Origin of the sequence: Marinobacter sp. es.048 (genome assembly GCF_900188435.1) — a bacterium.
Taxonomy (GTDB): Bacteria; Pseudomonadota; Gammaproteobacteria; order Pseudomonadales; family Oleiphilaceae; genus Marinobacter.
In genome coordinates this window covers 1,393,243-1,406,876 of the sequence record NZ_FYFA01000002.1, presented here as the reverse complement: position 1 = coordinate 1,406,876, position 13,634 = coordinate 1,393,243, and the positions used below count along the sequence as shown (strand labels likewise).

Here is a 13,634-nt window from a genome sequence, read left to right as displayed (position 1 = left end):
AGACCGGGAAACGAATGATTTGAGCAGCGCCGCCAGTCCTATCAACGTTTTTGTTGCGAGCACGCCCCTCCAACTGATCAGTTGCTCGGAGGCTCGCCGCTATTATGGCTGCAGCGCTGAAACAACACTTCTTGTCATTGCCCGGCCTGATAACCGGGAGACCGAGGGACAGATGGCCTTCCTGGCCGAGGCTCTGGGCTGGCAGGGTATTGAAACCATCTATCTGAAAAAAAGTTCTTTTTATCTCCGTCTGGGGGCGGTCGCCAAGAGTCTTACGCGACGTAAAATCAGAAGGTTGTTCATCGGGAACAAAGCCAGCTGGATTCACGAAGTGTTTTATCGGGGATTCGACAGCGAACAGCTGATTTTCGTGGATGACGGCCTGGCAACAGTAACCTACTACCACGCCATTCACGACGAGGGCATCGCCTCCAGGATTTCACCGGCCAAGAAGCGACTTTTGCGAACCATGGGGATCAGGATCCATCGTGTTGTTCCGGAGGTGATCGCATTCTTCACGTTCTTTCCGTTACCGAACTCCGAGCTTGTCCAGGTGCGTGTTCACGATTTCCCGGTGTTTCGTAAAACTTTCAAAAAAACGGCCTGCGACAATCGCCAGACGCCCATGGTCGGGTTCCTTGGCCAGCCCTTTGGTGGTGAGGATCGGCTTCAGCAATTGAAACTGCAAATCCAGCACGTGGTGGAGCGTCATCCTGATAGCCGCGTGGTGTACTTCATGCACCGAAAGGAAAGCAGGGAAGAGTTGGAGGCTTTGCTGGCAGAATTTCCGCTCGAGATACGGCAGGCCGGTCGTCCGATCGAGGTCGAAGTGGCTCTGTCCGGGGAAATCTATCTCGCTTTCTACAGCTTTGCTTCAACCGCTCTGTTTACCCTGAAAAAGATATTCCCGGAAATCCAGGTGTTCCAGATCGATGATGCCGCTCTGGGCGCCCGGCTCCCTTACTATGACGAAATAAGGCGTATGTTCAGGAGCGTCGGCGTGGAAACGACGCTCCTTCGGGGGTCACGACTTTTCAAAGCGGGCCGGCCGATCCAGAGTCCATAACCCGGCATACTTGTTGAACGTCACCTGTGCGTACGTCACAGCGGTAAGATAGCCCACCGCACCGTCCAGAAACCCGAACCGAATAAAGTACACCTGCACGAACGTCATCAGGCCCCGCAGGGTGGGGTAGATCATGGTTCGGGTCTTCTTGCCTTTGCGGTGTTTCTCCAGGGAGCCAAGCCAGGCGTACTTCGCGCTTTTCTCCAGAGAATGGCCAAAGTCCCGGTGTGTGTAGTGCGTGAGCCGGCCCCTCAGAGTTTTGATCTTGCGTCCGGACGGAATCAGTATCCGCTCGTGTACGAGGGCGTCCGAAAAACTTACGCCCTCGCGACGGAACAGCCGGAGCGGGGCTCGCCCGCTGCGGCCGAAATCCAGGCGGCTGCCGTAAATTGTTACGGCCCAGGGAAGCTTGTAGGCGTCCGCGTCGGGATCGGCCAGGTGATCGTTGATCTCCCTTGCCAGCTCCGGTGTGACACGCTCATCGGCATCCAGTGACAGCACCCACTCTCCTGTCGCTTTCTCGAGAGCTCGCTGTTTCTGGATGCCAAAGCCAGGCCAGTCTGTGACTTTGACAACATCCGCCAGCTCTCTGGCCAGTTCCACTGTTCTGTCAGTGCTGCCGCTGTCCAGAACGATAATTTCGTCGGCAACCAGCCTTGCGGACTTCAAGCAGTCGGTGATGTGGTCTTCTTCGTTTTTCGTGATGATGGTCGCAGACACCTTGCGGGCCCTGTTTCGAACATAGGACGCACTCAACTCTGTAAACATGGCCGAGGCGATGGAGCTAACAGTCAGCAGGTAGAAGGTGAGGAACAAAGTCCGATTGAAGGTGGCTTCGGTCAGGCCGAAGAAAAAGTAGCCAACGGACACCATAAAGCCGGCCGCGGCCAAATGAGCCGTTGCCGAGTGGCGGCTGACTAGGTTTTTGGCAAAGATCGCCAGCGGTATAAAGATAAGCAGGGCCCAGCTGAGAATGCCCGGAATGCCGCTGGTTGCGGCATTGTTCAGCAGATCGTTATGGGCATGCCCCGTGCAACAGTCCAGGAAATGCTCTGGCAGATTGCCCGCGGCAACTTCCGATTCTATGCGGTGAGTGTAGCCACCAAGGCCAGCGCCCGACCAGGGGCTTTCTCTGAGCATGTTCAGCGCCTGCCCCCAGACTTCCAGGCGAATTTCCATGCCGGAGTCCAGTTGGCCATCATGCAGCAATCCATTGAGCGAGCTGGACATTCGGTCGCTGGTGATAATCGCGCCGGCGACGAGAATTGGCACAACAATCAATCCGGCAATTCGAAGTCTTTTGCTGAGCAGTGGTGCCAGCGCAACCAAAAGGAATGGCAGAGCCACCAGATTGCTGCGGGTTTCCGACAACATGGAAATGAGAACGGCCGCCGTTCCACCGATAAAAAACAGTACTGCCAGGCCCAACCGTTTGTCCCGGACAAAAAACATGGCAGCGACGATCGTCAACATGCCCCCCAGAAGGGCGAGGTTGCCAAAGCTGATAGGATTGATTCCACCACCAAAACGCGAATTCAACACCTGACCAAGCGCGCCCTGGCGGGCAGCAATGGTCACCAGAAAAATCCCGATGACAGACACAGCCATCAGTCCGATGGCAGCAAAAGTGGTGCGGGCGCCAATCCGTGCATAGCTGATGGCAACGATCAGGGGCCAGAACAGGAGAAACCTGGCGTGCGTGCCAAGGGTTTTTCCACCCTCATAATCAAACCCTTCAAGGACCCAGGACAGAAGACTCACCAGCACGAAGAACCAGAAGGAAAAGTGCAGGAGGCGGAGTTCTTTGGGCTTGTCCCATCCGGTTTTGTGCAAGGATTTCCGAACACTGAGTACCATTCCAGCAATCGCAAGCAAGAGGGTCGCGCCGGCCAGGATGCTTGAGGACAGGAGTGCGCCGCCGAGCCCGATGATCAGCAGTGCATGAAAGGCCAGTCTGGGGTTCAACATACTCGGTCCGGATTATAGGGGTTGATTTCGCCGGGCGGCCGATGGCGCATGCGCTTGTACTCCCATTGATACTGCTCTGGGATTTCTCGCACGCATTGTTCGATGGCGTGATTCATAGCAGTCGTTGCGGCCACAGGATCCTTGTCACCGAGGCCCGGGCCGGTCTCGCGTACGACAATCCGGAATCCGGAAGCATCCGGCAGGCGCTCGGCATAGGTAATCAGAACGTTGGCGCCGGTCCGCTGGATCAGCTTGGACACCAAGGTCATGGTCTTCACTTCCATGCCAAAGAAAGGTGCAAAGGCGTTGCCCTTGCCGCGGGGTGACTGATCCGGCAGGATCCCGGCAACGCCGCCTTCCCGGAGGATCGAGGCGAGTCGGGCAAGGCCGCGTCGGTCGCCCCGGACCAGTTCAGAGCCAAGCCGTCCGCGGACCTTGATCATATAGTCTTCGAATTCGGGCATATTCGGCGGGCTATAGAGCGCCGCCATCTTGTAGCGCGAGGAAAAGAACAACCCCGCCAGTTCCCAGTTGCCCAGGTGCGGTGCGAGGAGAATCAGCCCGTTGTCGCCGGCCATGGCCTTGTCGATCAGTTCCAGGCCCTCGGTTTCCCGGATCAGGCCAAGGCATTTCTCCACCGGCCATTCCCACATCAGAGGAACTTCGAGCATGGTCATGCCAGTCTGGGCCAGGGACCTCTTTGACGTAACCGCGCGTTCGGTGTCTGAAAGCTCGGGGAGGCAGATGGACAGGTTAATGTCGGTTACCTGGCGGGATTTGGTGGGCAGTCGCCAAACCAGATAGCCTACGAAACGACCCACCCGCTGGGCGCCGGCAAGGGATAACCATCCGGCAATCCTGAGCAGCCCGGCAATGACGAAATACTTGAGCTTGCTCATTTCCTGCCGTACCGATCCTCGTAACGCACAATGTCGTCCTCGCCCAGGTAAGAGCCCGACTGGACTTCGATCAGTTCCAGGTTGATCACGCCCGGATTTTCCAGCGAGTGCACCTGACCGATTGGAATGAAAGTGGACTGGTTTTCGGTGACCAGATAGGTCTTATCGCCGTTGGTGACACGGGCTGTGCCACTAACGACAATCCAGTGCTCTGCGCGATGGTGATGCATTTGCACAGAGAGCTTGGCGCCGGGTTTGACCGTAATCCGTTTGACCTGATAGCGAGCGCCGTTGTCGATGGAGTCGTAAACGCCCCAGGGCCGGTAAACTTCCCGGTGATTCATGTGCTCGTGGCGGCCATCGGATTTGATCCGTTCCACCACAGTTTTCACGTCCTGAACGCTGTCTTTATGGGCAACCAACAGGGCATCCTTGGTTTCGATAACCACCAGATTGTCCACGCCGACCGTTGCGACAAGTCGGCTGTCGGCGCGGACCAGCGTGTTAGCGGTGTTATGGGTGATCACGTCGCCGGTCAGGCTGTTGCGGTCCGCGTCCTTGTCACTGACTTCCCAGAGCGCCGACCAGGAGCCGATATCGCTCCAGCCGGCATCCAGTGACACCACGGCGGCCTTGTCGGTCTTTTCCATGACCGCGTAATCAACGGAGTCCGAGGGACACTCCGCGAAGCGCTCGGCGTTGATCCGGGTGAAATGAAGATCATCAGCGGTATCGGCGATGGCGGCACGGCAGGCGGTCAGAATGTCGGGGCGATGGGCTTCCAGTTCCTTCAGGTACTGGCGGGCGCCAAACAGGAACATCCCACTGTTCCAGAAGTACTCACCCGAGTCGAGGTAACGATGTGCGGTTGCCTGGTCCGGCTTTTCAACAAACGCATCCACCAGGTAGCTGTCGGGCCCCAGCTCTTTGCCCCGATGTATGTAGCCGTAACCGGTTTCCGGATGGTTCGGAACAATGCCAAAGGTGACCAGCTTTCCCTCTCGCGCCAGCGGAATGGCTTTCTTCACCCCTTCCTGAAAAGCCGTAACGTCCTTGATCAAATGATCGGCCGCCAAGACCAGCATCAGGGGATCGTCGGCGCCGTTTTCCGCGGCCTCGGTCAGCTGTATTGCTGCCAGCGCAATGGCCGGGGCGGTATTCCGGCCGCAGGGCTCCAGGATGATCCGCGTATCCTCGTGACCGGATTGGCGCATTTGCTCCGCAGCCAGGAACCGGTGCTCTTCGTTGCAGATCAGAAGTGGATTTGCTGCGTCCATGCCCTCAAGCCGCGCAACGGTGGCCTGCAGCATCGACAGGGGGCCGTTGGTCAGTTTCAGGAACTGCTTCGGATTCAGCTGGCGAGACATCGGCCAAAGGCGTGAGCCGGTGCCGCCAGCCATAATGACGGGGTGAATCATCTGTACACTCCGGGCTTGAGTTAAAGAATGCCAAGAAAAACATCAAAATCAGGCGCGCCATCTTATCATAAGGCAACCATGATATTGTTCTGACCAGTCCGTAAACTGATCGCCCCGATACCAGGAATTTTGATGAAGCTACCGTTATCCGTTTATTACATCACCCAGAACGAAGAACTGCGATTGCCGGAATCCCTCACAAAGGTTTCCGGCTGGGTTGATGAGATTATCGTAGTCGATTCCGGGAGTATTGACCGAACCCGTGAAATTGTAGAGGCGGCGGGCGCCCGGTTCGTTCATAACGACTGGCAGGGTTTTGCCTGCCAGAAAGCCTTTGCCGCAAGTCTTTGCCGCAATGACTGGGTGCTGGATCTGGATGCGGATGAGGTGCTGTCGGACGAGCTTGTGGCCAACATCAAGGGCCTGTTTTCAAAGCCGGTTGACCCGGACATTGCGGGGTTCCGTATGCGCTGGGTGCTGTCCCAGCCCGATCCCAGGCATCCGTTCCGTCATGATAAATCGAAGAAAATCCTCAGGCTTTACAACCGTAACAAGGCAACGATTGAGCCCGAAAAAGACAGCAACAATGACCGGCCTCAGGTGAAAGCCGGTCGAGTTCTGGACCTCAAGGGTGATGTGCTGCATCGCACGCTGATTTCCCTGGAGCAGATGGAGCGCAAGTACTGCCAGTTGTCGACGGAGCAGGCCCGCTATATCGCCGCAAAGGGACGGAGAATTTCCAGCGCCCGCCTGTTCGCCGAGTTTCCCTTGAAGTTCCTGAAATATTACCTGCTGCACCGCCAGATTCTTAACGGTTGGTTTGGCCTGAGCGTTGCCATTACCGCAGCCAACAGGAACTTCATGCGCCTGGCAAAGGCTCGGGAGATGCAGGTGCTATCCGAGTTTGAGAGGGAAAATGCACGGTAGCTTTCAGCCGAATACAGCGGACATCAAGTGCCTCGTTGCTCGCCGATTGCCTTCAGGTATAGCGCTTCCGTCTGCTCCGCCATGGCATTGATCGTGAGAGTTCTACGGGCAAATGCCATGGCGGACTGCTGACTTTGTTTCAGTGTCTCCAGATCAGCGAGCGCTCGTGCTATCAGTTCGGCAAGGTCCCCATCCTTGTGGCCCGCGCTGAGAGATGGCGTCGGAAGAAGATCCCGCGGGCCCGATACCGGAGTCGAGACAACCGGACAGCCACTGAGAAGGGACTCCGCCAGTACATAGGGAAAGCCTTCCCGTTCGGAACTGATCACCGTCAATTCGGCTCTGTCGTAGATGGGCGCCAGATATTCCCGTAACCCTGCGAGGGTTACCGAGTGTTCCAGTTTCAACTGGCGAATTAACTGCTCGAGCTGTGATCGCTGGCTGCCCTCGCCAAAAATGGTCAGATGGCAGCGATGTACCGAATCGCCGAGCATGGCCCAGGCTCTGATCAGCGCATCAAAACCTTTGACGGATTCGAGTCGTCCAACGGCGATTACATTGGTGACTCCTGACGGTAGCTCCGGGCCGTCGTCTGTTGTCATTCGTTGGCTCCTGGACTCCACACCGTTGTAGATAAGGTGTTTCCGGGGGTGTCGCAGAGTAGCCAGAATCCTGGGGCTTACGGCAATGATCTCGTCGAGGCGATCAAATGCCTTGTGGCTGGACTTGGTGCCGTGCACCGTGCCGACCCGCACTCGGGCAAGTTTTCCGGTTTTCGCCGCGAGCTGCGCAGCCTTGTTGCCCTGGGCGTGCAGAATATCAGGTACTATTTCTCGAAGTCGCCGGCGTAGGGCCAGTTGGAGCCAGAGGTTCCGTCGCCCGAGTCGAACAGGTAGTGGATGAAAGTGGACGCCAGCAGGGAACTTGTCCCCGTAGGTTTTATGGCCCAGCACATGGACGTTATGCCCCCGTTCGGCCAGAGCGCCCGCCAGATCGGCGGTGTGTTTTTCCATACCGCCCCAGGTGGTGCCGGGTGTGGCGACCAGCAGGGCGATGGTTAATTTTGTGGGTGAAGTCATGATCGGCCAGCGGCGTTGGTCAGCACTTTTTCGTACACCTTCAGACTTGCTTCTGTCTGTGCTTCCAACCGGAAACGGTAAGGAATCTCGATGGCCGGCGGTTCGGCATCCAGCATCCGGGAAACGGACTGGGCGAATTCCTCCACGTTGTCTGGCGTCACCAGGCCATCCCTGAAGCAGGCCTGCAGGGTTTCTGCCGCCCCGCCACGATTATAGGCCACGACAGGTGTGCCCGAGGCAAGGGCTTCGGTCACCGTCCGGCCAAAGGGCTCGGGCTTGGTGCTCATGTGGCAGACCACGTCGGACAGCAGGTACAGATTGGTCATGTCATTGCGCTGGCCCAGAAAGCTGACTTTGTCGGTCAATTCCAGGCGTGCCCGCTCCTTTTCCAGCTCATCAAGGAAATGCTCCTTACCGGGTTCCGCGCCGCCCACAATGATGCCATGGCAATCGGGCCGCTCCCGCACCAGTTTCGCCATCATGGCCAGGAAATCCAACTGGCCTTTCCAGCGGGAAATTCGCCCCGGCATCATGATGATTTTCTTGCCGGCAAGCTGTGGATACTGACGGAACCAGCGGTCCAGCCATTGCTGTGGAAGCTCCCGCTGATGAAAGGCATCCACATCCACGCCCCGCTGGATGACGGTCAGATTTTCTTCGGGTACGTGGTAGTTGCTTATCACGTAATCCCGCACACACTGGGACACGGCAATGATGTGATCGGCGCGAGTCATGATGGCGCTGTAGGGTGTCACGGAATACATGCCGTGGAAGGTGGAAACAACCGCCGGGCGTTCCCGCTTTGGGATGCTTTTCAGGGCCAGGAAGATAATCCAGGCGGGCATGCGGGAGCGGACATGAACGATGTCCGGCTTCAGTTCAAGAAGCAGTTTGCGCATCGGCAGGATTTGCCCGAAGGACGCTGGATTCTTCCGGTGAATCGGCATGAAAATATGCTTCGAACCCTGTCCCCGCAGTTGTTCCGCCATAGGGCCGCCCTTGGAGACGACAAAGGATTCGTGGCCGCGTTTCACGAGATCGGCGGCGAACTCTACGGTGCCGCGTTCCACGCCGCCACTGTACAGCGCTGGAAGTGCCTGAAGAATTCTCAAGGTTTGGTCCCCTTGTGCAGGCGTTGATTGGTTTTCTGGCTCTTTGGCAGCAACCCGTTTTCGAGTACCCATCGGGCTGCGCGATTGGCTTCCCAGAGCGTCTTGTCATGATCGGCTCTGCCTGCCATGACGCTGGCATGGTCGGTCCATTGGGCAACATACCCGTCCCGGACCAGCCGTTCCACACCGTTCACAACCCGGCTGCCAGACCTGGCAGGCAGCTCGAAAAGGCCGGTTGGCACTCCGGAGGTTGCTGCCTCACAGACCATGGACATGCTGTCCGGGGTCACCCAGACCGCCCGTGAGGCGGAAAGTTGGTGGCTGAGCCAGTCCTCGTGGGTCTGCTTGGGGTGAACCACGGTAATTCGCAGCCCGGCCATTTCGTCGAGGCGTTCCTGCATGGCTTCCGGTGTTCGCCGGGAGGTGCTGATGGTCCAGCGCCAGTCAGGGTAATGGCCGATCAGATGCGATACCTGACCCAGGACGACGTCGTCGTCCCAGTCGAAATGCGGTGAGGGCCCGCCTATGAGCAGGAGTGCTTCCCGTTTCTCGGTGATTCTGGCCAGAGGCGTGATGGTATTCAGAACGCCCTCGGTTAACAGGACTCGCGGGCTGGCCTGGAGACGATCGTGGGCCGGAACCAGGGCGCCGCTGATCAGAGCCAGTGGGAATGCGGGCTTCATAATAATCAGTGTTCGGGTTCCGCGTAGCTTGCGCAGGGCAAGCAGTAGTCGGTGCGTGCCAGACCCGGCAGCGATGACCAGGTCGGGGCGTGGCAGTGACGCCTCCATTCGTGGCGGAGAGGCTAGCAGCGCACGCCAAAGCGGTATTTTCATGGTGGAGGCGTCGATCCAGTAGGTGCTTGCTCCAGCCAGGACGCGAAGCCGGTTTCCAAGCCCCTTCAGCTGATTCCGGTGACCCGGCTTGTTGTCGGTCAGAAGCCACACCACGGGTGCGGATGCATCCTGCGTCCTGGGCTCGGTTTTGGCCATGGTGTTCCGGCATGCAATGCCGGCCTCCGTGTTGCCTGAGTTCTCTGGTTTTACCGGCGTTCGTAGAAGCCCGGGTCGTTCTCATCCGGGCGGGTTTTGAAGCGCCGGTGCATCCACAGATACTGGTCCGGCGCGCGCCGCACTTCCCGCTCGATAGTCTGGTTGATCAGTGTGGCATCCTGAAGATCATCGCCGCTGGGAAAGTTCTCAAGGGCAGGGTGAAAGTAAATGTCGTAACCCGGCCCATCGTCACGCCGAAAATGACTGAACGGAACCACCTTGCAGCCACTGCGTTCTGCAATCCGGGATGTTGCGGTAATCGTGCCCGCCGGTATTCCGAAGAACGGTGCAAAGACAATATCCTTGCGGCCGTAATCCTGATCGGTGGCATACCAGACCGCCCGGTTTTTCTTTAGGCTGCGGAACAGGCCCCGGAGGTCTCTGGCGCCCAGTACCGTGCCATAGCGGCGTTCCCGGGCTCTTGTCATCACCGCGTTCATTAATGGGTTGTTGTGATCCCGCTGCATGACATCTGCTTCGATGAACTCGGTCACCAAGCTACCGCCGAGGTCCAGGGTGCTGTAATGGCCGCCAAGCAACAAAACGCCTTTGCCATGATTCAGGGCTTGCTCGAAATGCTCAAGGCCATGGACTTCTGTGATCGCTGTCAGTTTGGCTGGATCACGAAACCAGGCGATGCCGAGTTCCAGCAAGCCGATACCATTGGCAATAAACGCATTCCGGACCAGCGCCGATTGCTGAGCGGCGTTGAGCTCCGGGAAACAAAGCTGGATATTCACCTCGGCGATGTGCCGGCGACTGCGGGCAAAGCGGAACGCCAGCAGTCCCGCCAGCTTGCCCAACCACCATTGAACGCGTATTGGCAGCCGGGACACACACCACATCAAGGCGATTCCCAGCCAGGTGGGCCACCAGCGGGGATGGCGGTAGGCCGAGTAATCCGTGTTTCGCGGTAATTTGCGGTATTTCTTTTTCACTAAAGCGGGTCCTGCAAAGTCTGAATTGATCAATGGTGGCCCAATGGCCCGAGCGATCAATCGGAAGCAAATCAATAGGTTTTGCGCTATGATAGCGCACTGTTTTGCCCGGAGTCCTGTGTGCTGCAATTTATCTATTCCCAGCTTATTCGGCTGATTTTGCCGTTCATCCTGCTGCGCCTGTGGTGGAACGGACGTCGAGCTCCGGAACTCAGGCGTAACTGGTACCAGCGCCTGGGCATTGTGCCCAGGCAGAACGGAACAGTTGTGTGGGTTCATGCCGTTTCGGTGGGTGAAACCATCGCCGCTGCGCCAATGGTCCGGCGTCTGCTGGCCCGGAACCCGGGTATCACTATCCTCATGACAGCCATGACGGATACCGGTTTGGCCCAGGCGCGCAAGATGTTTGGTAATCAGGTGGAGTACGCCTACGCACCCTACGACACGCCAGGTGCTATCCGACGTTTTCTTGATCGGGCCAATCCCCGGATACTGGTTATCATGGAGACCGAAATCTGGCCGAACATGATTGGCCAGTGCCGGGCCCGCCGGGTTCCCGTGTTCCTTATCAACGCCCGTCTGTCAGAGCGATCTGCCCGGGGGTACGATCGTATTCGCGGCCTTGCCGCTCCTATCATGCGCAGTATCAGCTGGGTGGCTGCCCAGGCTGAAAAAGACGCCGAGCGGTTCCGGCGTATAGGGGTTGCGCCTGCCAAAGTTGCCGTCACAGGCAGCGTAAAGTTTGACGTGGATATTCCAGAGGATGTACGAGCCTCGGCCGCAGCGCTCAGGCATGAGCTGGCAGGTCGGCCGGTCTGGATTGCCGGCAGCACCCATGGCAGCGAGAACGATCAACTACTTGCGGCTCATGGAAAGGTTTTGACAGAGCATCCGGACGCGCTACTTATCCTGGTTCCGAGACACCCCGACCGCTTTGAGCCGGTGGCAGAAAAAGCGGTGAAGGAAGGTCTGACTCTGGCCCGCCGGTCGCGTGGAGAGGACCCGGGCCAGGTGCAGGTGTATCTCGGAGATACCATGGGGGAGCTAATGATGCTCTACGGAGCCAGCGACCAGGCCTTTGTCGGCGGGTCGCTCATAGAGCGCGGCGGCCACAATCCCCTCGAACCCGCCGGATGGGGCATCCCGGTGTTTTCTGGCCCGCACATCTTTAATTTCGAAACCATTTACCAACGCCTGCTCGACGATCGGGGCGTTAAGCTGGTTGCCGATGCAGATGATCTGGCCGCGCATGTGTCGTCCCTCTTTAGTGACGAGCAGGAGCGTGAAGCAATTGGCCAGAGGGCATTAGAGGTTGTTAACAAGAATCGGGGCGCACTCGACAAGGTGGTCGACGGCATTATCGAACGGGTCTGAACCCTCTCTCGGAAAGGTCAGGGCGAGCCCGCAGGCTCGCCCTGACATTCACCGGCTCAGATCGTCCAGTGTTTTTTCCTCGTTTGCCAGCGCCTCGATACCCGGCGCTGCCGCGCTCAACCAATTGTTCAGCTCGATCAGGTCCTGGGGGCTCAGGGTGCCAGCGGCCTGTTTCAGCTGAAGTGAGTTGATCACGTAGTCGTAGCGGGCGTTGGCGTAATCCCTGAGAGCAACGTAGTAGGCCCGCTCGGCGTCCAGCACCTCGACGATGTTCCGTGTTCCCACTTCATAGCCTGCGCGGGTCGCGTCCAGTGCACTACGGCGGGAGACGATGGTCTGCTCCAGTGCCGAGGCAGTTTCAACATTATTGTTGACGGTCAGGAACAGGCTTCTCGTATTTACACGAACATCTCGACGAACCGTATTCAACGACTGCTCTGCCACAGTTACCAGTGAGCGTTGCTGGCGGACGCCTGCCTGTGTGCCACCACCACTGTAGAGCGGCACATTCAGAGTGAGGCCGATGGCCCCGCGTGTCGTGGTGCCATCTTGCTGACTGGTGATGGGCGCGTTGGCGGCGTCAATTCCGCTGAGATCTGTTTTCCCGTAGGACGCATTCAAGTCCACAGTCGGGTAGTGGCCGGCCTTCGCTTCCCGAAGGCCAGCTTCATTGGCGTTGAGCTCATACAGGGCAGACTGAATCGACCAGTTCTGCTCCAGGGCGGTTGCTTCCCAGGCGGACGGATCCATGGGGTCCGGACGGCCCAGGGGGAAGTTCTGACGAAGGTTGTCCAGTTCCTCGGCGTACTCACCGGTCAGCCGGGCCAGTTGTTCCCGGGCCACGTTGAGCTGGTTTTCGGCGGCAATGCGCTGGCTTTTGCTGTCATCGTAACTGGCCCGCGCCTCATAGACCTCGGTAATGGCAATCAGGCCCACATCAAAGCGTTCCTGGGCCTGCTCGTACTGGCGCTGGATGGCAGCTTCGGTTGCCCGGGCAGTGGTGACAGTGTCCCGGGCCCGAAGCACGTTGAAGTAAGCGGTTGCAACGTCCAGGATCAGCTGCTGCTGGGCAAGGTTGTATTCTGCGCGAGCCGATTCAGTCTGAAACTTGCTGGCGTCATAGCGAAACCAGGCGTCGGCCCGGAACAGTGGCTGCGTAAGCTGGACACCGTAGTTCAGTTCCCGGTAGCTGTTGTCCTGGCTGGGGCCATCTACATCAATGTAGTTGCCTTCACCAAAGGCGCCGATCTGGGGCAGCAATGCGCTCTGGCTGACATCGCTGGCTGCCTGTTGGGCTTCAAAGCTTGCCCGGGCTGCGGCAATGCCGGAGTCGTAGGAAAGTGCTTTCTCATAGGTCTCGACCAGATCCATGGAAAGGGCGGATTGGGCCGCCATGAGGCCAATAAGTCCGGAAAGCAATCGCTTCTTCATTCTGTCTCCTGAATACGGTTACGCATCTTTGCCCGGTAGTCGGGGTGCGTGTCGGGCTGGCGGGCACGCAAGCTATCCCCGTTTTCGTGGGCAGACGGGTCTGGTTGGTCATTATGGACAATAATTGCCTGCAGCTCTACACTTGCAAATGGCATCCATTCTGGGTGTCACGCATTACAGATTCGCGTCTTGACGGGGTGCTGGTCTGCTTTCCGAAGAAATGGGAGCAACCGGCTGAGATTGCATCGCAGAACCCGCGACCTGATCCGGATAATACCGGCGTAGGGATTTAAGACTACAGTGCTGAAAGACCAGTGTTCTCCCCAGAGGGAGTCCGTGTCGAAAGCTCCGTCATACGCGACCCGAAATC

11 protein-coding genes and 1 riboswitch are annotated in these 13,634 nt (G+C 58.0%); of the genes, 3 read left to right on the top strand and 8 right to left on the bottom strand.

Annotation, left to right across the window (positions count from 1 at the left end):
• Window positions 1-19 precede the first annotated feature (19 nt).
• Window positions 20-1,066 (top strand): polysialyltransferase family glycosyltransferase, encoded by a 1,047-nt coding sequence (locus tag CFT65_RS17505; protein WP_141103824.1) that lies wholly within the window; start codon window positions 20-22, stop codon window positions 1,064-1,066.
• Here CFT65_RS17505 and CFT65_RS17500 read toward each other — a convergent pair.
• Genes CFT65_RS17500 through CFT65_RS17490 form a run of 3 tightly spaced genes read right to left on the bottom strand, consistent with a single transcriptional unit; the run spans window position 1,025 to window position 5,351 of the window.
• Entirely contained in the window at window positions 1,025-3,034 is a 2,010-nt protein-coding gene (locus tag CFT65_RS17500; protein ID WP_088829340.1) for a glycosyltransferase, read from the bottom strand. The two genes, CFT65_RS17505 and CFT65_RS17500, sit on opposite strands and share 42 nt — an antisense overlap.
• Entirely contained in the window at window positions 3,028-3,933 is a 906-nt protein-coding gene (locus CFT65_RS17495; protein ID WP_088829339.1) for a lysophospholipid acyltransferase family protein, read from the bottom strand. Before CFT65_RS17495 ends, CFT65_RS17500 begins: the two co-directional genes overlap by 7 nt.
• A complete protein-coding gene (locus CFT65_RS17490; RefSeq protein ID WP_088829338.1) occupies window positions 3,930-5,351 on the bottom strand; it encodes a mannose-1-phosphate guanylyltransferase/mannose-6-phosphate isomerase in 1,422 nt (473 codons plus the stop codon). Before CFT65_RS17490 ends, CFT65_RS17495 begins: the two co-directional genes overlap by 4 nt.
• Window positions 5,352-5,483: 132 nt before the next feature.
• Between CFT65_RS17490 and CFT65_RS17485 the strand changes: the two genes are divergently transcribed.
• Window positions 5,484-6,278 (top strand): glycosyltransferase family 2 protein, encoded by a 795-nt coding sequence (locus CFT65_RS17485; RefSeq protein WP_088829337.1) that lies wholly within the window; start codon window positions 5,484-5,486, stop codon window positions 6,276-6,278.
• 23 nt (window positions 6,279-6,301) lie between these two features.
• Here the strand turns inward: CFT65_RS17485 and CFT65_RS17480 are convergent, their stop codons facing one another.
• From CFT65_RS17480 to lpxL, 4 genes are read right to left on the bottom strand one after another with little or no spacing between them, the layout of a single operon-like run.
• Window positions 6,302-7,357 (bottom strand): glycosyltransferase, encoded by a 1,056-nt coding sequence (locus tag CFT65_RS17480; RefSeq protein WP_088829336.1) that lies wholly within the window; start codon window positions 7,355-7,357, stop codon window positions 6,302-6,304.
• Complete coding sequence (locus CFT65_RS17475; RefSeq protein ID WP_088829334.1) at window positions 7,354-8,469, bottom strand: glycosyltransferase family 4 protein; 1,116 nt, start codon at window positions 8,467-8,469, stop codon at window positions 7,354-7,356. The genes CFT65_RS17480 and CFT65_RS17475 overlap by 4 nt, the downstream gene beginning before the upstream one ends.
• Window positions 8,466-9,461, bottom strand: coding sequence for a mitochondrial fission ELM1 family protein (locus CFT65_RS17470; RefSeq protein WP_088829333.1), 996 nt, complete (start codon window positions 9,459-9,461; stop codon window positions 8,466-8,468). Before CFT65_RS17470 ends, CFT65_RS17475 begins: the two co-directional genes overlap by 4 nt.
• Before the next feature lie 50 nt (window positions 9,462-9,511).
• Window positions 9,512-10,459: an LpxL/LpxP family Kdo(2)-lipid IV(A) lauroyl/palmitoleoyl acyltransferase gene (gene lpxL / locus CFT65_RS17465; protein WP_088829332.1), complete on the bottom strand. Its 948-nt coding sequence runs from the start codon at window positions 10,457-10,459 to the stop codon at window positions 9,512-9,514.
• A gap of 120 nt (window positions 10,460-10,579) precedes the next feature.
• Between lpxL and waaA the strand changes: the two genes are divergently transcribed.
• On the top strand, window positions 10,580-11,833 hold the full coding sequence (waaA, locus tag CFT65_RS17460; protein WP_088829330.1) for a lipid IV(A) 3-deoxy-D-manno-octulosonic acid transferase: 1,254 nt from the start codon (window positions 10,580-10,582) through the stop codon (window positions 11,831-11,833).
• Window positions 11,834-11,881: 48 nt separating this feature from the next.
• Here the strand turns inward: waaA and CFT65_RS17455 are convergent, their stop codons facing one another.
• Window positions 11,882-13,264, bottom strand: a complete 1,383-nt coding sequence (locus tag CFT65_RS17455) for a TolC family outer membrane protein (RefSeq protein ID WP_088829329.1) — start codon at window positions 13,262-13,264, stop codon at window positions 11,882-11,884.
• Between the two features lie 183 nt (window positions 13,265-13,447).
• A riboswitch (TPP riboswitch) is annotated at window positions 13,448-13,570 on the top strand.
• Window positions 13,571-13,634: the final 64 nt, after the last annotated feature.

What these genes read in the sequence shown, in the direction of transcription:
- CFT65_RS17500 (WP_088829340.1), bottom strand. Translation starts at nt 3,034, where the DNA reads ATGTTGAACCCCAGACTGGCCTTTCATGCACTGCTGATCATCGGGCTC.
- CFT65_RS17495 (WP_088829339.1), bottom strand. Translation starts at nt 3,933, where the DNA reads ATGAGCAAGCTCAAGTATTTCGTCATTGCCGGGCTGCTCAGGATTGCC.
- CFT65_RS17490 (WP_088829338.1), bottom strand. Translation starts at nt 5,351, where the DNA reads ATGATTCACCCCGTCATTATGGCTGGCGGCACCGGCTCACGCCTTTGG.
- CFT65_RS17485 (WP_088829337.1), top strand. Translation starts at nt 5,484, where the DNA reads ATGAAGCTACCGTTATCCGTTTATTACATCACCCAGAACGAAGAACTG.
- CFT65_RS17480 (WP_088829336.1), bottom strand. Translation starts at nt 7,357, where the DNA reads ATGACTTCACCCACAAAATTAACCATCGCCCTGCTGGTCGCCACACCC.
- CFT65_RS17470 (WP_088829333.1), bottom strand. Translation starts at nt 9,461, where the DNA reads ATGGCCAAAACCGAGCCCAGGACGCAGGATGCATCCGCACCCGTGGTG.
- CFT65_RS17455 (WP_088829329.1), bottom strand. Translation starts at nt 13,264, where the DNA reads ATGAAGAAGCGATTGCTTTCCGGACTTATTGGCCTCATGGCGGCCCAA.